The sequence below is a fragment of the Bradyrhizobium sp. UFLA06-06 genome, assembly GCF_054820065.1.
In genome coordinates, this window is record NZ_JADFUD010000056.1 from 14,783 (window position 1) to 36,999 (window position 22,217).

General features: G+C 64.9%; 23 protein-coding genes. 13 read left to right on the plus strand and 10 right to left on the minus strand.

The window, feature by feature from the left end; translation table 11 throughout:
• Positions 1-90 precede the first annotated feature (90 nt).
• From fliI to IF803_RS32875, 4 genes are all read left to right on the plus strand, one after another.
• Entirely contained in the window at positions 91-1,416 is a 1,326-nt protein-coding gene (fliI, locus tag IF803_RS32860; protein WP_461194959.1) for a flagellar protein export ATPase FliI, read from the plus strand.
• 108 nt (positions 1,417-1,524) lie between these two features.
• A complete protein-coding gene (gene fliJ, locus IF803_RS32865; protein ID WP_016848565.1) occupies positions 1,525-1,944 on the plus strand; it encodes a flagellar export protein FliJ in 420 nt (139 codons plus the stop codon).
• 201 nt (positions 1,945-2,145) lie between these two features.
• Entirely contained in the window at positions 2,146-2,691 is a 546-nt protein-coding gene (locus tag IF803_RS32870) for a sigma-70 family RNA polymerase sigma factor (protein ID WP_461194961.1), read from the plus strand.
• Positions 2,692-2,694: 3 nt separating this feature from the next.
• Positions 2,695-3,660 carry an anti-sigma factor gene (locus IF803_RS32875; RefSeq protein ID WP_461194962.1) on the plus strand — a complete coding sequence of 322 codons (966 nt, stop codon included), beginning with the start codon at positions 2,695-2,697 and terminating at the stop codon, positions 3,658-3,660.
• A 308-nt stretch (positions 3,661-3,968) separates the two neighbouring features.
• Here IF803_RS32875 and IF803_RS32880 read toward each other — a convergent pair whose 3' ends face one another.
• From IF803_RS32880 to IF803_RS32895, 4 genes are all read right to left on the minus strand, one after another.
• Positions 3,969-4,169, minus strand: coding sequence for a hypothetical protein (locus tag IF803_RS32880; protein ID WP_092090232.1), 201 nt, complete (start codon positions 4,167-4,169; stop codon positions 3,969-3,971).
• Positions 4,170-4,554: 385 nt separating this feature from the next.
• A complete protein-coding gene (flhA, locus tag IF803_RS32885) occupies positions 4,555-6,684 on the minus strand; it encodes a flagellar biosynthesis protein FlhA (RefSeq protein WP_461194963.1) in 2,130 nt (709 codons plus the stop codon).
• Between the two features lie 417 nt (positions 6,685-7,101).
• The gene (locus IF803_RS32890) at positions 7,102-7,398 is read right to left on the minus strand and encodes a hypothetical protein (protein WP_016844559.1); all 297 of its coding nucleotides are present in this window, start codon (positions 7,396-7,398) and stop codon (positions 7,102-7,104) included.
• A gap of 101 nt (positions 7,399-7,499) precedes the next feature.
• Complete coding sequence (locus IF803_RS32895; RefSeq protein ID WP_256438777.1) at positions 7,500-7,622, minus strand: hypothetical protein; 123 nt, start codon at positions 7,620-7,622, stop codon at positions 7,500-7,502.
• 341 nt (positions 7,623-7,963) lie between these two features.
• On the opposite strand from IF803_RS32895, the gene IF803_RS32900 reads away from it, so the two are divergent.
• Both IF803_RS32900 and IF803_RS32905 read left to right on the plus strand, forming a co-directional pair.
• A complete protein-coding gene (locus IF803_RS32900; RefSeq protein ID WP_461194964.1) occupies positions 7,964-8,410 on the plus strand; it encodes a hypothetical protein in 447 nt (148 codons plus the stop codon).
• Between the two features lie 145 nt (positions 8,411-8,555).
• Positions 8,556-9,755: an MFS transporter gene (locus IF803_RS32905; protein ID WP_461194993.1), complete on the plus strand. Its 1,200-nt coding sequence runs from the start codon at positions 8,556-8,558 to the stop codon at positions 9,753-9,755.
• Between the two features lie 7 nt (positions 9,756-9,762).
• On the opposite strand, the gene IF803_RS32910 is transcribed toward IF803_RS32905, so the two are convergent.
• Together IF803_RS32910 and IF803_RS32915 are read right to left on the minus strand one after the other, a co-directional pair.
• A complete protein-coding gene (locus IF803_RS32910; protein ID WP_461194965.1) occupies positions 9,763-10,167 on the minus strand; it encodes a DUF4864 domain-containing protein in 405 nt (134 codons plus the stop codon).
• 120 nt (positions 10,168-10,287) lie between these two features.
• Positions 10,288-10,671, minus strand: coding sequence for a hypothetical protein (locus IF803_RS32915; protein WP_461194967.1), 384 nt, complete (start codon positions 10,669-10,671; stop codon positions 10,288-10,290).
• Positions 10,672-10,857: 186 nt separating this feature from the next.
• Between IF803_RS32915 and IF803_RS32920 the strand changes: the two genes are divergently transcribed.
• The gene (locus IF803_RS32920; RefSeq protein WP_461194968.1) at positions 10,858-11,610 is read left to right on the plus strand and encodes a Crp/Fnr family transcriptional regulator; all 753 of its coding nucleotides are present in this window, start codon (positions 10,858-10,860) and stop codon (positions 11,608-11,610) included.
• A gap of 301 nt (positions 11,611-11,911) precedes the next feature.
• Here the strand turns inward: IF803_RS32920 and IF803_RS32925 are convergent, their stop codons facing one another.
• Positions 11,912-12,640: a hypothetical protein gene (locus IF803_RS32925; RefSeq protein WP_461194970.1), complete on the minus strand. Its 729-nt coding sequence runs from the start codon at positions 12,638-12,640 to the stop codon at positions 11,912-11,914.
• Positions 12,641-12,707: 67 nt separating this feature from the next.
• Positions 12,708-13,256 carry a cupin domain-containing protein gene (locus IF803_RS32930; protein ID WP_461194972.1) on the minus strand — a complete coding sequence of 183 codons (549 nt, stop codon included), beginning with the start codon at positions 13,254-13,256 and terminating at the stop codon, positions 12,708-12,710.
• Positions 13,257-13,416: 160 nt separating this feature from the next.
• Between IF803_RS32930 and aptA the strand changes: the two genes are divergently transcribed.
• The 3 genes from aptA to IF803_RS32945 all read left to right on the plus strand — a co-directional run bounded on the left by aptA (position 13,417) and on the right by IF803_RS32945 (position 16,720).
• Complete coding sequence (aptA, locus tag IF803_RS32935; RefSeq protein ID WP_035631725.1) at positions 13,417-14,745, plus strand: omega-aminotransferase AptA; 1,329 nt, start codon at positions 13,417-13,419, stop codon at positions 14,743-14,745.
• Between the two features lie 106 nt (positions 14,746-14,851).
• On the plus strand, positions 14,852-16,117 hold the full coding sequence (locus IF803_RS32940) for a D-amino acid dehydrogenase (RefSeq protein WP_028341248.1): 1,266 nt from the start codon (positions 14,852-14,854) through the stop codon (positions 16,115-16,117).
• Between the two features lie 156 nt (positions 16,118-16,273).
• Positions 16,274-16,720 carry a GNAT family N-acetyltransferase gene (locus IF803_RS32945; RefSeq protein WP_461194973.1) on the plus strand — a complete coding sequence of 149 codons (447 nt, stop codon included), beginning with the start codon at positions 16,274-16,276 and terminating at the stop codon, positions 16,718-16,720.
• A gap of 48 nt (positions 16,721-16,768) precedes the next feature.
• On the opposite strand, the gene IF803_RS32950 is transcribed toward IF803_RS32945, so the two are convergent.
• Both IF803_RS32950 and IF803_RS32955 read right to left on the minus strand, forming a co-directional pair.
• Complete coding sequence (locus IF803_RS32950) at positions 16,769-19,900, minus strand: multidrug efflux RND transporter permease subunit (protein ID WP_461194974.1); 3,132 nt, start codon at positions 19,898-19,900, stop codon at positions 16,769-16,771.
• Between the two features lie 390 nt (positions 19,901-20,290).
• Positions 20,291-20,494 (minus strand): hypothetical protein, encoded by a 204-nt coding sequence (locus IF803_RS32955; RefSeq protein ID WP_461194976.1) that lies wholly within the window; start codon positions 20,492-20,494, stop codon positions 20,291-20,293.
• Positions 20,495-20,654: 160 nt separating this feature from the next.
• Between IF803_RS32955 and IF803_RS32960 the strand changes: the two genes are divergently transcribed.
• From IF803_RS32960 to IF803_RS32970, 3 genes are all read left to right on the plus strand, one after another.
• On the plus strand, positions 20,655-20,999 hold the full coding sequence (locus IF803_RS32960) for a hypothetical protein (RefSeq protein ID WP_461194977.1): 345 nt from the start codon (positions 20,655-20,657) through the stop codon (positions 20,997-20,999).
• A 398-nt stretch (positions 21,000-21,397) separates the two neighbouring features.
• Positions 21,398-21,841, plus strand: coding sequence for a hypothetical protein (locus IF803_RS32965; RefSeq protein ID WP_461194979.1), 444 nt, complete (start codon positions 21,398-21,400; stop codon positions 21,839-21,841).
• 36 nt (positions 21,842-21,877) lie between these two features.
• The gene (locus IF803_RS32970) at positions 21,878-22,063 is read left to right on the plus strand and encodes a hypothetical protein (protein ID WP_461194981.1); all 186 of its coding nucleotides are present in this window, start codon (positions 21,878-21,880) and stop codon (positions 22,061-22,063) included.
• Positions 22,064-22,217: the final 154 nt, after the last annotated feature.

Sequence of the window (22,217 nt, forward strand, 5' to 3'; positions counted from 1 at the left end):
CACCAAAGACAGTGACGCAATGATTAATGATGCGGGTAAACACGAAGTTAAGCGGCCGGAGCAAAATCGTGGAAACTTAAGGTTTTCGCAATGAAGGCGCTCGCGGAGCAGATCGGCGACATCGACGGCGTCAATATTTATGGCCGCGTGGTCGGTGTTCGCGGGCTGATGGTCGAGATCGCGGGCCCGATCCACGCGATGTCGGTCGGCGCCCGCATCGTGATCGACGTCGGCGCAGGCCGCTTCATCCCCGCCGAGGTGATCGGCTTCTCCGGCGAGAACGCGGTGGTGATGCCGTTCGGCGGATTAGATGGCGTCAGGCGCGGTTGCCGCGCGGTGATCGCCAATGCGGCGAGCCAGGTGCGGCCGTCGCCGGCCTGGCTCGGCCGCGTCGTCAACGCGATGGGTGAGCCGATCGACGGCAAGGGCCCGCTGGTGCAGGGCGCCTCGCCGATGTCCTACCGCAACTCGCCGCCGCCGGCGCATTCGCGCAAGCGGGTCGGCCCGCCGCTCGATCTCGGCGTGCGCGGTCTCAATACCTTCCTGACCTGCTGCCGCGGCCAGCGGCTCGGCATCTTCGCCGGCTCCGGCGTCGGCAAGTCGGTGCTGCTGTCGATGCTGGCGCGCAATGTCGATGCCGCGATCTCGGTGATCGGGCTGATCGGCGAACGCGGCCGCGAGGTGCAGGAATTCCTCCAGGAGGATCTCGGCGAGGAGGGGCTGGCGCGCTCGGTCGTGGTGGTCGCGACCTCGGACGAGCCGGCGCTGATGCGGCGCCAGGCGGCGTATCTGACGCTCGCCATCGCGGAGTATTTCCGCGACGAGGAACAGGATGTGCTGTGCCTGATGGACTCGGTGACGCGCTTTGCGATGGCGCAGCGCGAGATCGGCCTCTCGGCGGGCGAGCCGCCGACCGCCAAGGGCTACACGCCGACCGTGTTCACCGAACTGCCGAAGCTGCTCGAGCGGGCAGGGCCGGGCACTGGCGACGGCACCATCACCGCGATCTTCACCGTGCTGGTCGACGGCGACGATCACAATGAGCCGATCGCGGATGCGGTGCGCGGCATCCTCGACGGTCATATCGTGATGCAGCGGGCGATCGCCGAGCGCGGCCGCTATCCGGCGGTCAACATCCTCAAGTCGGTCTCGCGCACCATGCCGCGGTCGGCCGACCCCGACTTCCTGCCCTACATCAACAAGGCGCGGCAGGTGATGGCGACCTATGCCGACATGGAGGAATTGATCCGGCTCGGGGCCTACCGGCCGGGTTCCAGCGCGGAGGTCGACGAGGCGATCCGGCTGCATGAGCCGCTCGAGGCCTACCTGCGCCAGGCCAAGGACGACGCGACCAGCCTTCCCGACGGCTACCGGCAACTGGCTCAAATCCTGTCGGGTTTGGAAACGGAACGCTAACTTTGTCAGGCCATCATCGCCGGCACACCATAGCTATGCCGGCGGGGCCCAGCGGGGAGCCGGCTCTGTCCCGCGTTCAGATTTGGGACTTCTGGGGAGTATGAGTCGATGAAGTCACGTGAAACGCTGATCCGCCTGAAGAAATTTCAGGTCGACGAAAAGCGCCGTCGGGTTACCCAGATCGAAGGGATGATCGCCGACTTCCAGCGCATGTCGGTCGAGCTCGAGCGCGAGATCCAGACCGAGCAGGAGCGCGCCGGGATCAACGACCCCACGCACTTCGCCTATCCGACCTATGCCAAGGCCGCGATCCAGCGCCGCGAGAACCTGACCCGTTCGGCCGACGAACTGCGCGCCCAGCTCGATGACGCCAAGGCGCTGCTGTCGGAGGCATTCGAGGAATTGAAGAAGGTCGAGCTGCTCGACGAGCGCGACCAGGCGCGCGAACGCGCGGAGGAGAGCGCTCGCGAACAAGCCGACATGGATTCGATCGGCCTGATGCGGGCCCGTCTCGGCGTCATCGCCTGAGACCTCGCTCCCTCAGCTGACCAGATTGAGAGCCCGGGCCGATCGCCCGGGCTTTTTGCTGGGCGCTGTCCACAAGCCGGCGACCCGTCGGCCATTTGGCGGATCGTGGTGTCCCAAAATATGCTACCACCGGTCCGGACGGGAAGATCGGCGGCACGGTGGCAATGACGCGATGGGGGATCGGGGCTTGGAGGGCGCAAGATGCTGACGCCGGCTGAGCTGGTCTGGCTGATCGCCGCCGTCGCCAAGGGGGATGAGACCGCCTTTGAGCGGCTGTACGCCGCGACCCGCGCGAAACTCTTCGGCGTCGTGCTCCGTATCTTGCGGCGACAGGATCTCGCCGAGGAGGTCCTCCAGGAGGCTTACGTCAAGATCTGGAACAGCGCCGGGCAGTTCAACCCAGCCCTGTCTTCCCCGATCACGTGGATGACGTCGATCGCGCGCAACCGCGCCATCGACGTGGTGCGCAAGCGCGGCGAGGCATCGCTGGAAGACGAGCCGGCCTCGATGGAGGTCGCCGCCGACTCGCCCGATCCGCTGGCGCGACGGGAAATGACGGAAGAGTTGAAGCGGTTGCTGGAGTGCGTCGGTCGTCTGGAGCCGGATCGTCAGAAGCTCGTGCTGCTCGCCTATTACAACGGCTGGAGCCGCGAGCAGCTCGCCGCAAAGTTCGAAACACCGGTGAACACGGTGAAGACCTGGCTGCGCCGCAGCCTGATGGATATCCGGGAGTGTCTTGGACTCTGATTGATGGCCTATAGCGAAGACCATATCGCGCTCGCCGCGGAATATGCGCTCGGTACGCTCGATGCCGAGGAGCGCGCGCAGGTCGAGACCATGATGGCCGTCGACAGCGAGTTCGCAGCGCTGGTGCAGGCCTGGCAGTTCAGGCTCGGGCCGCTGAACCAGATGGTCGGCCTGGTCGAGCCGCGTCCGGTGGTCTGGGACAACATCAAGGCGGCGATCGGCCACGCGAGCGCGCAGGCGCCGCTGGTGCTGCCCGAGACGCCGGCCACGACGGTGACGCCGCCGCCTTCGCCGATCACGGACGATCCTGAATTCGGCTCGGCGTTCGATCCGGAGCCTGCGCAGTCGCCCGAGCCCCGGAGGCTGCCCGAGGCCCGACCGCCGCGGGTCATCTTCGACGAACGCAACGTGACGGCGCTGACAGGCCGCGTGAAACGCTGGCGCGGCATCGCGTCGGCCGCGACCGCGATCGCGGCCGCGCTGCTGGCGACGCTCGGCCTACAGATTTACAAGCCCGACGCCTTGCCGAACGCGATAAGGCCAAAGCCGCGCATCCAGACCGTCGAAGTGAAGACGCCGGCGCAGGCATTGACGCCGTCCGCGCAGTATGTCGCGCTGTTGCAGGGGCAGAATGGCGGGCCGGCCTTCATCCTGACGATCGACGGCGCGACCAAGAATTTTACCGTCCGCAAGGTCGGCGCCCCGTCAGAGCCCGGCAAGAGCTTTGAGCTCTGGCTGATCTCCGACAAGCTGCCGCAGCCGCGCTCGCTCGGCGTGATCGGCGCCGATGATTTCACCGCGCGGCCGGTGCTGTCGGGCTATGACGCCGACGTGATCAACGGCGCCACCTATGCGGTGACTGTCGAGCAGGCCGGCGGTTCGCCGAACGGCCAGCCGACCTCGGCGCCGATCTTCACCGGCAAGCTGATCGAGACGGTGCCGGGCGCGTCGGGTTCGCCGCCGCGATAGGCCAGCCGTCTAACCGTTAGAGGTTGCCGACAGTAGCCGCCCGTCATTGCGAGCGCAGCGAAGCAATCCAATCCATCGTTCCGCGTGCTCGGGAGCAATGGATTGCTTCGCTTCGCTCGCAATGACGAGGATAGAGCTGCGCGTTTCGCAGCAGGTCAGTTCGATCCGCCATCCGCAAAAAAAGAAAACGCCCGTGGGGAGCGGGCGTTTTCGATAGTCAACTTGGGGGTAGTTGGGGGTCTTAAATATCCACGCAGCGACTTTGGGGGGCTGTAAAGAACACTACGTGAATTCGTGAAACTCTCCTGTTAGCGGACCAGCGAGTTGCTGGTGCTGGTGATCGCGACGGGCTTGCCGGCCTTCATGACCCGCGCCGTCTGCGTGTATCCCTCATCCGACGAATTATGTGCCGCGATACCAAAGCCCGCGACCAGGATACCGGCGAACAACGCCACGACCACAATCTTCAGGTGCGTCATACGATCGGCGCTGTAGATCGAGTGGTTCATGGAAGTCTCCTGCCGCCTTCCTGCTCTCAGTAAATCTGTCGGTTCGGTCTGTTGTCCGGTTCAACGTCTCGTGCCCCGCTAACGTAGGATTTGCCGATTCCGTTCCCTAGAGGCCATCACAAGGCCGTGATGAGACGTGATCGGGCGCGATCAAAAATGACCGTTTGGTAATCTGAAACGCATTAAAGCTATTTAATATCAGTGTCTTGAGCTGGTGCTGGAATGTTGCATCCCAGATAGGTCCGTTCCGGCCTGTTCCACATAAATCAGTTGCCTGTGGCGAGAAAACACAGACGAAAACGCAAATGATTTGCGGCCGCTAGCGTGTTTTCGCGCGAAGTGGACGCCCGGCTCGCCTGCGGAAAACGCTTCCGAACAAGAGGTCCTAAACGCTGCCGACCGTCTTCAGCCGGGCGCGGGGATGGATCTCGGCTTGCGACAACACGGTGGTCTGCGAGCGGAACCGTTCCACCAGGCGAACGAACGGCCGGATCGCGGCCGACGTCACCAGGACCGGCGCCTCGCCCTCGCGCGCCGCCTGCTCGAAGGCGTTGCGCACGGCGGTCATGAATTCCGAGAGCTTCGAGGGCTGCATCGCCAGGCTGCGGTCGTCGCCCTGACCGACGATCGATTCGGCAAACGCCTGCTCCCAGCGCGCCGACAGCGCGATCAGCGGCAAATAGCCGTTCGGCGAGGTGTTTTGCGCGCAGATCTGGCGGGCCAGCCGGGCACGAACGTGCTCGACCATGGTGGCCGGATTGCGCGAGAACGCCAGCGCGTCGGCGATGCCCTCGAGGATGGTCGAGAGATCGCGGATCGAGATGCGCTCGGCGAGCAGCAATTGCAGCACGCGCTGGATGCCCGACACGGTGACCTGGCCCGGCACGATGTCCTTGATCAGCTCGCCTTGCTCCTTCGGCAGGTCCTTCAAGAGCTTCTGCACCTCGCCGTAGGACAACAGGTCCGCCATGTTGGTTTTGAGCAGCTCGGTCAGATGCGTCGACAGCACCGTGGCGGCGTCGACCACGGTGTAGCCTTTCAGCGCGGCCTCTTCCTTCAGGCCGGCGTCGACCCAGGTCGCCGGCAGGCCGAAGGTCGGCTCGATGGTGTGGATGCCGGGCAGCTGCACCTGGTTGCCGGCGGGGTCCATGACCATGAACTGGCTCGGCCAGATCTTGCCGGTGCCGGCGTCGACTTCCTTGATCTTGATGACGTAGCTGTTGGCTTCGAGCTGGACGTTGTCGAGGATGCGCACCGCCGGCATCACGAAACCCATCTCGATGGCAAGCGAGCGGCGCAGCGCCTTGATCTGCTCGGTCAGGCGGTCGGTGCCGTCGGGGCCGTTGACCAGCGGCAGCAGCGCGTAGCCGAGCTCGATCTTGAGGTCGTCGATCTTCAGCGCGGCGGCGATCGGCTCCTCCGCGGCTGCAGCGGCGGCGGCCGCGGCTGCAGCCGGGGCGGCGGCTGCCGCCGTTTCGGCCGCCTTCGCAGCCCGCTTCTGCTTGCGCGCGTTCCAGGCCAGCACCGCGGCGCCGGAGCCCAGCGCCAGGAACGGCAGCGTCGGAATGCCCGGCAGCAGCGCCAGCACCAGCATCACGCCGGCCGACATGCCGAGCGCCTGCGGATAGCCCGAGAGCTGGCGCATCAGCGCCTTGTCGGCGGCGCCGGTGATGCCGGCCTTGGAGACCAGGAGGCCCGCGGCGGTCGAGACGATCAGCGCCGGCACCTGGGTGACGAGGCCGTCGCCGACCGTCAGCACGGTGTAGGTGCGGGCGGCTTCGCTGAAGGAGAGGCCCTGCTGGGCAACGCCGATGATGATGCCGCCGACGATGTTGATGCCGACGATCAGGAGGCCGGCGATGGCGTCGCCGCGGACGAATTTCGAGGCACCGTCCATCGCGCCGAAGAAGCCGCTCTCGTCTTCCAGCGCCTTGCGGCGCTCCTTGGCGGCCTTCTCGTCGATCAGGCCGGCGGAGAGGTCGGCATCGATCGCCATCTGCTTGCCGGGCATCGAGTCCAGCTGGAAGCGCGCCGCGACTTCGGCGATGCGGCCCGAACCCTTGGTGATGACCACGAAGTTCACGATCACCAGGATCGCGAACACGATGATGCCGATCACGAAGTTGCCGCCCATCACGAAGTTGCCGAACGCCTCGATGACGTGGCCGGCGGCCGCCGTGCCCTCATGGCCGTGGCTCAGGATCAGCCGGGTCGAGGCCATGTTCAGCGACAGCCGCAGCATGGTCGAGATCAGCAGGATGGTCGGAAACGACGAGAATTCCAGCGGCGCCTGGATGAACAGCGAGGTCATCAGGATCAGGATCGAGACCGTGATCGAGACCGCCAGGAAAAGGTCGAGCACGATCGAGGGCAGCGGCAGGATCAGCACCACCAGGATGGTGAGGACGCCGATCGCCAGCGCGATATCGCCGCGCTTCAGGATGTCGCCGATCTCGCCGAGGCTCGGCAATCCGCTCTTGCCTGCCGTGCCCTGACCTGCCGTGATGTCGACCATGGTAGCCGCTCTCCCCCGCGACTGGCGGCTGCGGCCGCCAAGCGTCTGCGCGACGGCCGCAGGGCCGCCGTTCCGAAAGTGAGGCACCGCGCTGGCGTTCACGGGGATCTCCGCCCGTTAGACGCGTTCGACGACACTCGACTTCACTCGGCAATTCTTGCCGGGTGTATGGTTAGCAAAGGGTTAATAAGTGCTTTCGCGCGACCGCACGGGTCGTCGCAGGCGCCGGGCATGGGGGATTCGCGGCTTGGAGCAGGGGTGATAAGGCCTCGTGGTCGGATGCGCCGCAAGCGGCGCTCCTTATCATGAGTGTCCAGACCAGGATTTTGCCCCGCAACAAGGCGTCATCCTGAGCAGCCCGCCAAAGGCGGACGTCTCGAAGGATGGCCACGGATGACGCCGCCGGCCTTGTGGCCTCTATCTGAGCGCACCGAGCACGACGCCCGATGCGGCGATGATGCCGAGCGTGATGACGCTGGCGCGCCACAAGAACTGCTGCCGGGCGGCGCGCCGGTCATGAAAGGCCAGCCAGTCGTGGACAAAGCCCGCGGGGATGTCGAACACCACCGCCGACTTGTTGCGACGGTGCGTTTCATGCTCGCAGTACATCGTCCGGACCGTCGGCACGCCCAGCCGCTCGAGCTCGCAGTGCCACTCCCAGGCATGCTTGCCGTTGGTCCAGCGATTTTCGAAAGGGACCACGTGTGATTTCATGACGAGCCTCCTGGCCCACCCTGAACCCACGTCACCATTCTAGCCCAAGGTGCGGACCGGCGCGAGATCGGTGCCGGCCGCCTCGGTCGATCACAGCGGCGCTAGTTGGCCGACTGCGTCCATCTGCGCCAATGCGTCGGCTGGATGTCGAGGTGCCTGCTGCCGGCATGGTCGACCCATTCGGCGCCGTCGCGGTGGCACGGGAACATGAGCGCGTGGACCATGCCATCATAATCGAGGACACAGACTTCGAGCTCGTGGTCCGACGGCGCTGATGCAACGGGTAACCACTCTGCTGACGACGAACGCATGATGACCCTCCGACAGTTAAGCGCTTCGATCCTTTACCTTACGAGCCGCGTGCCATCCCTGCGCAATGATAGTCCGGGTTGCGCGCCGCGAGTGTGAACCGGCTCGCAGTGTATCATTTTTCCTCGTCAGCATGGATCGCGATTTGACGCACGATATTCCCGACCTGCTGAGGCGGTGGATTGAACTTGCCGGAGCCTGCGCCCGACGAAGTGCAGATTGCAGGTCATGGCCAGGGATGCTGGACTGCCATTCGATGCGCTGCACCATCGCATTGAAGAGAAGGCACGGGCTCGCGAAGCTGGGACTTGTCGCGGCGATTTCGGCTTGCGTTGCGACAGCCGCCGCCGCGAAGCCGCCCGGCGCCGAGGCGGTGATGATCCGCATGATCCCCTGCGACGGCGAGGGCGTCCGGATGGAGGTCTATCTGCCGCTCTCGGTCGATCGCCATATGCGGGGCGGACAATCCGTCATCGGCTATTACACGCTCGATCTGACCGACGTGAACAAGGGCAAGCCGCTCGAGCCGGTGCGTGTCACCCTGAGCACCGACCAGAAGACCGTGACCGTCGATCAGTACCTCCGGGGCCTGCCGCCGACCCGCATTCCGGTCACCGGCGGCACCGTCGATTTCGACCAGCGGTTCGCAAAGAACGCGAAGTGCGGGCCGTTCCAGTCGCAGGATCCCGATTTCGGCAATTGATCCGGCTCACTTTCCCGTCGCGGGACGCGCGTCCCGTTGTTCGCGCATGCCTAATCTCTCGGCAATGTGGCTTGACCCGGAGGCAAATGCCGACGAAGTTCCGCCTGCCGTGGCAATTTCTTCTGAATTTTCCCCCGAAGCTACAATATTCATTCCCGACTCGCGCCGGGCGTGGTTCCGTTTGGTCGTGGCCGTGGTGATCGGCTCGCTCGGCAGCGTCGGCATGTGGTCGGTCGTGGTGGCGTTGCCGGTGGTGCAGACCGACTTCGGCGCGACCCGCGGAACGGCCTCGCTCGCCTTTACCATGGTGATGCTCGGCTTCGGCCTCGGCCAGGTCGTGACCGGCAAGATCAGCGACCGCTACGGCATCGTCGCGGCGATCGGCGCCGGGATCGGCATCCTCGGCCTCGGCTATGTCGGCGCCGGCTACGCGCCGTCGATCTGGGCCTTCATCCTGCTGCATTTTGCCATCGGCCTGTCGTCGGCGGCGACCTTCGGCCCGTTGATGGCGGAGGCATCGCACTGGTTCGAGCGCTACCGCGGCCTCGCGGTCGCAATCGCCGCGAGCGGCAATTACGTCGGCGGTACGGTGTGGCCGCCGCTGGTCAATTTCGGCATGCAGAGTGTCGGCTGGCGCACCACCCATATTGCAATCGGCATCTTCACCGCGATCGCGATGCTGCTCGCGCTCATGGTGCTGCGCGTGTTGATGGGCGCGGCGACCAGGCGCAGCCATGTCAACGCGGCACCGCCGCGGGTCGACCTCAAGCTTTCCACCAACGCGCTGACCGCGATCCTGTCGCTCGCGTCGATTTCCTGCTGCGTGGCGATGTCGATGCCGCAGGTCCATATCGTCGCCTATTGCGGCGATCTCGGCTACGGCGTGGCGCGCGGCGCCGAGATGCTGTCGCTGATGCTCGGCTTCGGCATCATCAGCCGGATCGGCTCCGGCTTCCTCGCCGACCGGATCGGCGGCATCCGCACCCTGCTGATCGGCGCGATCGCGCAAGGCGCGGCGCTGTTGTTCTATCTGTTCTTCGACAGCCTGACCTCGCTCTACATCATCTCGGCGATGTTCGGCCTGTTCCAGGGCGGCATCGTGCCGAGCTACGCGATCATCGTGCGTGAGGCCATGCCGGCGTCGGAGGCCGCGACGCGGATCGGCATCGTGATCTTCGCCTCGGTGTTCGGCATGTCGTTTGGCGGCTGGATCTCGGGTGTGATCTTCGACGCCACCGGCTCCTATGCCGCCGCCTTCGCCAACGGCCTCGCCTGGAATCTGCTCAATGTCAGCATCATCGTGCTGCTCATGATGCGGGCGCGGCAGCGGCTGGCGCTGGCATGATCCGCGATCACACCGACTGGCCGGCCTTGAGCAATGAGCAGCCGGTGATCTTCAGGCTGCCGTCGGCCTGCCGCTCCAGCGTGTAGAGCGCCTCCCACGCCTCGCCATTGGCGTCGACGATATGGACGCGCTGCGCGATCCGGTCGCCGTCGCTGCGCGCCTCGCCGAACTCGAAGCTTCTGTGCCGATAGACCGGGGCGTATTGGTTCTGCACCATCGACATGAAGATGTCGGCTTGCGGAAAGATCTGCCGGATCGCGGGCGCGGCATGCGAATAGGCCGCCGAGGCGTCGTCACGGCCGAACGCCTGCTCCTGCGCGCGGATTACGGCCTGCGCGGCGCCGACGTCGTCGGCCGCTGCGGGAGCGAGCGAGCCGAGCAGAATAGCGACGAACATCAGGATGATGCGCATGCGGTGGCACCGTCGACAGTCGGACCTTCCAGCCGCCGCAAGGCTACTCCCGCACGACCACGGCGGCAACGGAGCAGGGCGCCTTCGGCGGCTGGCTCCGAACGACCGAGCGGCGCGATGTCAGTTGACGCGCCGACGGTGCCGCAGCGCCTCGGCAGTCGGGCATCCGGCGTGCCGCGCATGACGCGTTGCGAATGGCTGCTCGATGGTGACGATCTGGCAACCGTATTGCGCCGAAACCTCGGCGATGACGTTCGACACCGCGTCGTCGATCCGCGAGCCGGGCAGATGCGCGACGATAAGATCGCCGATGCTGAGCCGCTTGCGGACGCGCAGGTCGTTGTCGATGCGGTAACTGAACAAGGCATGGATCACGCCGCGGCGATCGCGGATCGCGATCAGCCCGGTATCGGGCGAGCTGCCGCGGCAGCGCCGGCGCACGAACCGCAGCCACTGATCCGTGGTAATACTGGCATCATGCATGAACACCAGCGGATAGGCCACGATCGCATGCTGATGGTCGATCGGAAGTGCCTGGAATTGCTCGTTCATCGCCGGATTCCCCGATGATGGCGAAACTGCTGGGGAAAGCGCGGCGCAGCATTGATCTGCATCAATGCCGTTGGCGGTTGATCCAGATCAAATCGGGGTTGATAGTGTGAAGCACCTAACCAAGCGGACCCCGAAGCCATGAGCATTGCCGAGCCACTGCAGGATTCGTGTGCCGGCGCGACGCCGTCCGACTGCAGGCACGGCCGCGCCACGAATGGCTGCGAGGACTGCAAGGTCAGGCTGTTCAGCGTCTGCGCCGCGCTGGAGCCGTCCGAACTCGAGGAGCTCGACCGGATCAGCCAGGCAAAGCTGGTTCCGGCGCGAACGACGCTGTTCGAGCAGAGTGCGCCGGCGGGGAGCGTGTTCAATGTCACCGACGGCGTCGTGCGGCTCTACAAATCATTGCCCGACGGCCGCCGTCAGATCGTGGGTTTCGCGCTGCCGGGCGACTTCCTCGGACTTGCGCTGCAGGACCGCTACGGCGTCACCGCGGAGGCGGTCAACGAGGTCGCGGTTTGCCGTTTCGTGCGATCGGCGTTCCTCGCCTATGTCGACGGCAAGCCGCATCTGCTGCGCCGCCTGCATGAGTTCGCGGGGCACGAGTTGAGCCTGGCGCAGGACCAGATGTTGCTGCTCGGACGGCGCAGTGCCGAGGAAAAGATCGCTGCATTCTTGCTCAACATGCAGGCGCGATATGCCCGGATCGGAAGCGTGTCCGTCACCGTGCCGCTGCCGATGAGCCGGCAGGACATCGCCGACTATCTCGGTCTCACCATCGAGACGGTGAGCCGCACGCTGACCCGCCTTGCGCGCGAGAAGGTGGTGTTGATCGTGCCCGATGGCGTGCGGCTGCTCGACCTCGAACGGCTCAAGTTGAGCGGCGCGAGCTGACGCCGCGGCGCCGCCTTTTGATCCAGCACAAGGCGATGCCCACACAGGCGCGCTAGGTCTCTCCATCATATGCAGGAGACGACCCATGCCTCTCGACACCATCCTCGTCATGATCGCGGTCACAGCGATGTTCGCCACCATTGCCGCCGTTATCGCGTGGGGCGACCGGCAGACGCGCGATCTGTGATACTGTCGTGTGATCAGAGCCTTTCCATTTCGATTGAATCGGAACGGGTCTCTGGATTGTTGTCTTGACGCGTTTTCGTCACGCGAACCGGTATCCACTTCGCTTGAAGACGCTCTATCTGATCGAGCCCTTGAAATTGTCGATGTCCGGCGAGGGCCGGGCGGGAAACAGCCGCGCGGTCGAGGAATTGTCGAGCCGGCGCTTGCATTTCGCTTCGTCGGCGTCCTTGTTCTCGGTGCCGCCCTTGTTCGAGTAGCGCTTCTTCGCGAACAAATCGTCCTGCCGGTTGACGATCAGCATGGCGTGATCGCGCTCGAGCGTGTCCGGGTTCTTGCGCTGCTCGTCGGAGCGGAACGTGCCGCCGACGATCTTGCCCGTCATCTCGTAGTCGCAGCCGGCCTTCCAGTCGCCCTGGTCCCACTTCCATCCGGTCGCCTTCACGGCGCCGTTGCTCTCGGTGGTGATCTTGATGATGGCGTTATGGGCGAGCCAGATGCCGGCAAGCCCGTCGCGCTTGTCGTCAAAGCCGTCGAGCAGCGCCAGGCGTTCGCGCTGTAATCCGTCGACGTGGTCGCGGGCATCGACGGTGAAGTGAACCTGGGAGCTCTGCTTGTTCCAGGCCGGGTGCAGGAATTCAGGATATTGCTGCGCCTGGCTCTTCACCCAGCTGCGCTGGTCGTCGATCAGCGCGCGCCGCGTCGCCTCGTCGAGGTGCGGCTGCAACGCCTTCGCGGTCGGCGCGCTGCTCGATGCCCGCAGATCGTCGTCCATCGCAACGGACGGGCCGGACGCAAGGACCGCGATGGCCGCGACGGCGGCCGCAAGCCGTGGAGAGCAAGGCATCGACGTCACCCGCGCGGCCGCGCCATGCGGCCCCTGCGGCTTGGGTCGCCCGCCGCGCGCGCCGGGTTCAAAATGTCGGCGGCGTGCAGGCCGAGATCACCTCGCACGGCTTGGTGCCGATGCAGCGGAAGCGGTGCGGGCGGCGGCTTTCGAAGTAATAGGCGTCGCCGGCGTTGAGCACCCGCCGCTCGTCGTCGACCGTGACCTCGAGCCGGCCCGAGACCACGATGCCGCCTTCCTCGCCCTCATGCACCAGCGGCACCCGGCCGGTGTCGCTGCCGGGCTCGTAGCGCTCTTTGAGGATCTGCAACGCCCGGCCGAACAGACTGTCGCCGATTTGCAGGTAGGAGATCGGCTTCTTGCCGATCTCGGTCAGCTCGTCGGCGCGATAGAACGCCTTGCGCGGCCGTTCCGGCTCGATCGCGAAGAATTCGGCAAGCCCCATCGGAATCCCGTCGAGGATGCGCTTGAGGGCGCCGACCGACGGGTTCATCTGGTTGGATTCGATCAGCGAAATCGTCGAATTGGTCACGCCGGAGCGCTTGGCGAGCTCGCGCTGCGACAGCTTGTGCCGCGCGCGGATGAATCGAAGCCGACCGCCGATGTCGACGCTCATGACAGTTCCTTTGGCAAATCCCTGTTGCAGGTGTTGCGGATCGAACAAATCTTGGCAGACCGCCCCAACAAGATCAATGGCTTGCGGTGCGGCAGAAAAGGACTTGTTGAGTGCCTGGAAGAGTGGTCCGACTAGCATCAGTCAGCAATGGAGCGCCGCCGTGACCGTTCATCAGATTCCGAACACCATCAAGACCGACTCGTTCTGGATGCCATTCACGGCCAATCGGCAGTTCAAGAAGGCGCCGCGGCTGTTCTCCTCCGCCAAGGGCATGTACTACACCTCGGTCGACGGTCGGCAGGTGATCGACGGCTCCGCCGGTCTGTGGTGCGTCAACGCCGGCCACGGCCGCCCGCAGATCGCGGCCGCGGTCGAACGGCAGCTGTCGACGCTGGACTTCGCGCCTTCGTTCAACATGGGCCACCCGCTGGCGTTCGATTTCGCCGAGCGGCTCGCCGAGATCGCCCCGAAGGGGCTGGATCGCGTCTTCTTCACCAATTCGGGCTCTGAATCGGTCGATACCGCGCTGAAGATCGCGCTGGCCTATCACCGCGCCGCCGGCCAGCCGAGCCGCACCCGTTTGATCGGCCGCGAGCGCGGCTATCACGGCGTCGGCTTCGGCGGCATGTCGGTCGGCGGCATGGTCGCCAACCGCCGCCAGTTCGCCACCCATCTGCCCGGCGTCGACCACATCCGTCATACCCACGATCTCGCCCGCAACGCCTTCGCCAAGGACCAGCCGGAGCACGGCGCCGAGCTCGCCGACGATGTCGAGCGGATGGTGGCGCTGCATGGCGCCGACACCATCGCGGCGGTGATCGTCGAACCGGTGCCGGGTTCGACCGCGGTGCTGCCGGCGCCGAAGGGCTATCTGCAGCGGCTGCGCGAGCTCTGCACCAAGCACGGCATCCTCCTGATCTTCGACGAGGTCATCACCGGCTTCGGCCGCCTCGGCACCCCGTTCGCCGCCAACTTCTACGGCGTGACGCCCGACATGATGACGACCGCGAAGGGCATCACCAATGGCACCGTGCCGTGCGGCGCGGTGTTCACCAGCCGCCAGATCCACGACGGGCTGATGGTTGGCCCTGACAACGCCATGGAGCTGTTCCACGGCTACACCTATTCGGCGCATCCGGTGGCCTGCGCGGCGGGTCTTGCGACGCTCGACATCTACAAGGACGAAGCTCTGCTGACCCGCGGCGCCTCGCTCGCCGACTACTGGCGCGATGCCCTGCATTCGCTGAAGGGCCTGCCGAACGTGGTCGACATCCGCAACCAGGGCCTGATGGGTGCGGTCGAAGTCGCGCCGCGCGATGGTGTCGTCGGCGCGCGCGGCTACGACATCATGGTCGATTGCTTCAACCGCGGCCTCTACTTCCGCATGAGCGGCGACTCGCTGGCATTGTCGCCGCCCCTGATCGTCGAGAAGTCGCATATCGACGACATCGTCTCGATCCTCGGCGACTCCATCAAGCGCGTGGCCTGATAATTGCTAGCTATATCTTAGCTGGCTCTACAAATTGCTGTCGCCGTTGCGAAGCAGAGTGGTTTCGCAGCGGCGATTGCGTTTTCGCTGCAGGATGTGAGGAAAAGTGAAGGTCCTTGTTCTCGGCAGTGGCGTGATCGGCGTCACCTCCGCCTATTACCTTGCGCGCGCCGGCCACGAGGTGACGGTGATCGACCGTCAGCCGAAGCCCGCGCTGGAAACCTCCTTTGCCAATGCCGGCGAAGTGTCGCCCGGATACTCATCGCCCTGGGCCGGCCCCGGCGTGCCGGTCAAGGCGGTGAAATGGCTGTTGATGAAGCACGGTCCGCTGGTGATCCGCCCCAAGCTCGATCCCGTGATGTGGCTCTGGCTCTTGAAGATGCTGCGCAACTGCACCACGGCGCGCTACGCGGTGAACAAGAGCCGCATGATCCCGATCGCGGAATACAGCCGCGACTGCCTGCAGGCGCTGCGCAGCGAGATCGGCATCCGCTATGACGAGCGTGCGCGCGGCACGCTGCAGCTGTTTCGCGAGCAGGCGCAGCTCGATCACACCGGCGACGATATCGCTGTGCTGAAGCAGTACGGCGTGCCGTTCGAGGTGCTGGGCCGCGAGGGCTGCATCGCCGCCGAGCCCGCGCTGGCCGGCGTGAAGGAAAAGTTCGCCGGCGGCCTGCGGCTGCCGCATGACGAGACCGGCGACTGCCACATGTTCACGCAGGCCCTGGCGCTGGAAGCCGAGAAGCTCGGCGTGCGCTTCAAGTTCAATGTCGGCATCGACGGGTTGAATGCGGACACGACCCGGATCACCGGCGTCGCGACCAGCGCCGGGATGATGACGGCGGACGCCTATGTGCTGGCGCTCGGCAGCTATTCGCCGATCCTGCTGCGGCCGCTCGGCATCTCGCTGCCGGTCTATCCGGTGAAGGGCTATTCGATCACCGTGCCGATCAAGGACGCGTCCGGCGCGCCTGAATCGACCGTGATGGACGAGAGCTACAAGGTCGCGATCACCCGGCTCGGCGATCGCATCCGGGTCGGCGGCACCGCCGAGATCTCGGGCTATTCGACCAAACTCTACGCCGCGCGGCGCGCGACGCTGGACCATTCGCTGACCGATCTGTTTCCGCGCGGCGGCGACCTGCCCAAGGCCACCTTCTGGTGCGGGCTGCGCCCGATGACGCCGGACGGCCCGCCGGTGATTGGCGCCACGCGCTTTGCCAATCTCCACCTCAACACCGGCCACGGCACGCTGGGCTGGACGATGGCCTGCGGCTCCGGGCGGGTGCTGGCGGACATGCTTTCGGGGAAGAAGCCCGAGATCGACACCAAGGAGCTGTCGATCAAGCGCTACGACCACCGGTTCGGCTAGAGCGCTTTCGAGCGAAGTTTCGTAGCCCGGATGAGCGCAAGCGATATCCGGGTCTTTGTCCCGCATGTCGCTTTCGCTCATGCGGGCTACGCGGCTTCGGTTCTGATTCAATCAGAACCGAGAATGCTCTAGCGACTTGATCGAAGGAACGCGCCAATGCCGATGCAGCGGATGCCCACCGACTACGAGATATCAGCCGATCCGCACCGCCTGGACGTCGAGGTCATTCACACGTTTCTGGCGGAGGGCAGCTATTGGGCGCGGGGCATTCCGAGATCGACCGTGCAGCGGGCGATCGAGAACTCGATCTGCTTTGGCGTCTATCATGGCGCCGCACAGGTTGGCTTCGCGCGGATCGTCACCGACAGGTCGACCTTCGCATTGCTTGCCGACGTGTTCATCCTCGAGGCGCATCGCGGCAGGGGGCTGTCCAAATGGCTGATGCGTTGCGTTGTCGAGCATCACGACCTCCAGGGCCTGAGGCGCTTCCTGCTCGCGACCTCGGACGCCCATGGACTGTATCGTCAATTCGGGTTCGAGGCGCTCGGTAACCCGTCGCGCTTCATGGAGATCGTCCGGCCGGATATCTACCGCTCGGCCTGATCGCCTCGCCAGGGCGGTTGCGATCGCGGGTTCGAGTCCGCTCCGGGGCTATTCGGCGGCGTTCTTCACGGGCGGTTCGACATCGTCGTCTCGCTTCGTTGCCGTCCAGTTCGACAGCGCATTCGAGAACCGGTCGAGATAGAGATACACGACCGGCGTCGTGAACAACGTGAGCGCCTGGCTCACGATCAGGCCGCCGACCATCGCATAGCCGAGCGGCTGACGGATTTCCGATCCGGCTCCGGTGCCCAGCATCAGCGGGACGCCGCCGAGCAGCGCCGCCATCGTCGTCATCATGATCGGGCGGAAGCGCAGCAGGGCCGCTTTACGGATCGACTCACGCGGCGACAGATGCTCCTCGCGTTCGGCGGCGATCGCGAAGTCGACCATCATGATGCCGTTCTTCTTCACGATCCCGATCAAGAGGATGATGCCGATCAGCGCGATCAGGCTGAAATCGAACCCGAATGCCATCAAGATCGCCAGCGCGCCGACCCCCGCCGATGGCAGCGTGGACAGGATCGTGAGCGGATGGATGTAGCTTTCATAGAGCACGCCGAGGATCAGGTAGACAACGACCAGGGCGGCCAGGATCAGCAGCGGCACCGAGCTCAGTGATTGCTGGAAGGCCTGCGCGGTGCCCTGGAAACTCGAGCTGAGCGTGGCTGGAGCACCGAGATCGGCGACGGCGTTCTGGATCGCATCGGTGGCCTGGCCGAGCGCCACCCCTTGCGCGAGGTTGAAGCTGATCGTGGTCGCAGGAAACTGCCCCTGGTGCGCGATCGCGAGCGGGCGCACCGGAATTGTGGTCCACTTGCAGAACACGGAGAGCGGCACCTCGTCCCCCGTGGTCGGCGACTTGATGTAGATCTTGTTGAGCGTGTCGAGCTTGCCCTGCAATTCGGGGAGGATCTCCAGGATGACGTGATAGCTGTTGAGCTGGGTGAAGTATTGGGTCACCTGGCGCTGGCCGAACGCGTCGTACAGCGTGTCGTCGATCAGTTGCGGCTGGATGCCGAAGCGCGACGCGGTGTCGCGATCGATGGTCAGCGTCAGCGTCGTTCCCTCGGTCTGCTGGTCAGTGGCGACGTCGCGCAGTTCCGGCAGCGTCTTCATCCTGGCCAAAATCTTCGGCGCCCATTCGTTCAGCTCGTCGAGCTTTGCATCCTGCAGCGTGTATTCGAACTGCGTCCGCGTGGCGCGGCCGCCCAGCCGGACGTCCTGGGACGCCTGCATGTAGAGACGTGCTCCCTCGACCGCCTCGAGCTTCGGCCGCAGCCGCGCGATGATCTGCTGCGCGCTCGCGTCACGCTCCTCGCGCGGCTTCAGCGTGATGTACATGCGACCCGAATTCAGCGCGGTGCCGCCACCGCCGATGAACTCGGCCATGCTCTCCACCGCGGGATCGGCCCGAACGATCCTGCTGAGTTCTTCCTGATGCCGCTCCATGTCGGCGAAAGAGATATCTTGGGCCATCTCCGACACGGCGTTCAGGAAGCCGTTGTCCTGTTGCGGGAAGAATCCCTTCGGAATGATCACGAACAGATAGACCGACAGTGCGACCGTCGCGAAGAAGATGCAGAGCGTGGTCCGGCTCCAGCTCAGCGCGCGATCAAGCCCTCGCTCATAGGCATGCAGCATCCTGTCGAATGCCGCCTCGCTCCATTGGTAGAGCCGGCCGTGCTTCGTCTCGCCACGCGCGCGCAGGAAGCGCGATGCCATCATCGGCGTCAGCGTCAGCGACACCACCAGGGAGACGAAGATCGCCATCGCAAGGGTCACCGCAAATTCGCGGAACAGCCGGCCGATCACGCCACCCATCAGCAGCAGCGGGATCAGCACCGCGACTAACGAGATACTGATGGATAGGATCGTAAACCCGATCTCACCGGCGCCCTGCAGTGCCGCCGCGAGCGGCCGCGCGCCCTGCTCGACGTACCGCGTGATGTTTTCCAGCATCACGATGGCGTCGTCGACCACGAAGCCGACGGCGATCGTCAGTGCCATCAGCGAAAGGTTGTCGAGCGTGTAGCCGAACACCCACATCAGCGCGCAGGCGCCGAGCAGCGCGAGCGGCACGGTCACGGCGGGAATCACCGTGGCCCAGAAGCTGCGCAGGAACAGGAAGATCACCATGACGACCAGAACGATGGTGATAAGCAGCGTGATCTGCACGTCCTCGACCGCGGCGCGGATGGTCAATGTCCGGTCGCTGATGATCTTGATCTTGATGGCGGGCGGAATCGCGGCAACGAGCCTCGGAAGCTGCTCCTTGATCCTGTCGACCGTTCCGATGACGTTGGCGCCGGGTTGCTTGAAGATGACGAGGAACACGCCGCGCTTGCCGTCCGCCCAGGCGACGCGCTTCATGTCCTCCGGCCCGGCGACGGCCTGGCCGATGTCGCGAATCCGCAACGGGCCGCCGTTGCGATAGGCGATGATCACGTCATTCCAGTCCTTGGCATCCAGCAGCTGATCGTTGGCGTAGATCGTGTAGGCACGGCTCGTGCCGTCGATGTTGCCCTTCGGGCTGTCAACCGTCGTGATCGCGATCTGGCTGCGGATATCTTCCAGCGAGAGCCCCTTGGCGACCAGCTTGGCGGGATCGATCTGCACGCGAATCGAAGGCTTCTGCTGCCCGCCGATGAACACCTGGGCGACGCCCGAAATCTGACTGATCTGCTGCCCGAGCTGGGCGTCGACCGCATCGCTCACGGTGATGAGCGGCAGGGTGTCCGAGGTCGCCGAGAGCAGCAGGATCGGCGAGTCCGCCGGGTTGACCTTGCGATAGGTCGGCGGCGTCGGCAGGTTCTTGGGCAACTGACCGCCTGCGGCATTGATCGCCGCCTGAATGTCGTTGGCGGCGCCGTCGATGCTGCGGTTCAGATCAAACTGAATGGTGACTGCGGTCGACCCGAGCGAACTCGTCGAGGTCATCTGGGCAATGCCCGGAATCTGCGCGAATTGCCGCTCCAGCGGCTGCGCAACCGAGGAAGCCATGGTTTCGGGGCTGGCGCCGGGCAGACTTGCGGAGATCTGGATGGTCGGAAAGTCGACTTGCGGCAGCGGCGCAACCGGCAGCAGTGGGTAGGCGACCATGCCGACGAACAGAATGCCGGCCATCAGCAGCGAGGTGCCGATCGGGTAGCGGATAAACCGAGATGAAATGCTCTCGTTCATTTCTGCGATCCAAATGAACGGCAGGCGCATCTTGTCCCGAAAGTCGGGAGTCGTCCTCGAAAGCTCGAGCGCGAACGCGCGTTTTCCTCGCCATGGCCAATCGGCAGATCGCGGAGTTTGCCTCCGCGTCTACCTGTTTTTTGCCAGCATAATCATTCCGGAGCACGGCGCGCGAATGGAAACGTCGGATCGCGCATTCGACGTTCGTTCAATGGCCGGGATTCGCGTGTCATTATCGCCGCTTGAGAAGCGTCAAACATGTCCCTGGCATAGAATATATCGTGGGACGACATATTATTGCGCGCCCGGTTGGCTCGACGCCACCAGGTGCGTCATGATCATTCACGCACGGCTTCGGGCTGCTCGGTGCAACTTGCTCGTGCAACGGTCCTAGGCGATGTCGAACTCGTCCTGCATCGCCGTCACGGTGGCGCGAAGCTCTCTTTCCTTTGCCTCATCCAGCGCGGTCTCGCGCGTGCCGCCGAGATCCCAGCTTGGCGTATAGCCCTTGAGCCGGATCAGCGTCAGGCCTGTGACACCGGACCGTCTTTCCAGTTCGGCCGTGATCTCGTGCTGCATTTGAAGTGTCTTCATGCGGGGAGCACCTCCCGAACGTTCGTTCTCCGGCCTAACAAGGCCGGCCAGTTCAAGTTCCTCGCGCCGCGCGGAACGCCGCTCCATCCTGCGGCGATGGCTTAGGAACGCCCGCCTTGCGGAACACGTTGCTCCGGTCTGGATCAGGAAGGGATTTCACATGAAGAAACTGGCAACGATCGGTCTCGCTGCGGCAATGATGCTGTCCACATCGCTCGCCTTCGCGCAGGGTGGCGGCGGTGGGGGAGGCGGCGCTGGCGGCGGATCGGCGGGCGGTGCGAGTGCGGGGACGGGCAGCTCGGGTACGGGAACCGGTACCGGAGGCACCACCGGCATGGGCCAGGGCTCGGGAATGAGCAATCCGCCCGGCACGACCGGCAACATGAACAACCCGGGCGCCTCGACGCCGAATTACTCGACTGACCCCAACAACAATTCCGCGACAGGGACCGGGACGTCGAACCTGCCCGGCAACAACAGCGGAACGCGGACCAATCCGCGATGATCGCGAAAGCCCCGCCTCAGCGCGGGGTTTTTCGTTACAAGCGCGATGGGCCAACGAAAAAGCCCGGCACGATGGCCGGGCTGAATCGCGAATATGAACAGATATGACAGATATGTATGTACCAGGCTTGGCAATGCGACGATCTAACCGAATGGCAATCTGATCGTCTGTGCACTTTAGCACACTCGTGCGGCCTCCGAGTTCAGCTCACGCGTTGCCGCTTACCGCGCCGCCATCGCATCCGGCCGCGGGCTTATGCGGCTCATATGCCGCGGAGCCTGCGGCGCTCTCGAATTCATATCCCGTCCTGAAGATATTGATCCCAATGCAAGCGCTCCCGCGGACGCCGGGCCGAGGCTCGGCCGGACGCGCGCGAGCGAACGGGAACAGGTGATGTCATGTCTTCGCTTCAGATTGCTACCGGCGACCGGATCATCGAGCCGATGATCGCGCTTGCCGGCTGCACGACGCAACAGCGCATCGTCGTGGCCGGTACGAGGAGCATGGAATTGATGTTCGAACTGCAGCGGCGCGGCTATGCGCGCGCGGCGGCGTCGGGCAATTGCGGCCGCCCGGCCGGTCAGTACGACGTTGCGCTGGTCGATTGGCGGCGGCGCACGCTTCTCGCACTCGAGCCGGCGTTGGACTGGTTGACGAATGTCCTCAGCGCCCGCGCGGTGCTGGTGGTCTGGGTCGATGCACAGAAGGCCTTGGCCAACCAAAGCCTGCGGGCGTCGCTGGAGCGGCGCGGCTTCGTCGTCGAGCAGGGCATCGTGCATCAATGCGGCTGCGCGCTGTCGGCGCGGCGGTCGCAAGCCCATCCGCTGCAGCTGGCGGCGTGACGCGCTGAACGCGGCTTATCGCGAAGGGAAACCGCCATGTCCAAGGTGCGACGCGCCGTGATCCGCGAATGGATGTTGCTGGCGCGCGAAAAACGGCAATCCAGCGAGCAGGCGGCCGCCTTTGCAAGGGCGGCGCTGCAGCGGCACGACCTGCCGCGCAGCCGGCGAACGCCGCACGCGATCATCATGCGGTGGCTGCTGCCACGGACCGGACGTCCTTGAGCGGCTGCCGCCGCCATCGTGGGGCGGGCGGCAATCAACAGCAGAGCGATCGATGCGTGCCCATGAGTTTGAGCTGTCCCCACACGCGCCTCGCGGCGCAGAGGATATTGTTGCTGAAATCGCGAGGTCAACGTCCGACGTTGCGGCGCGCAGC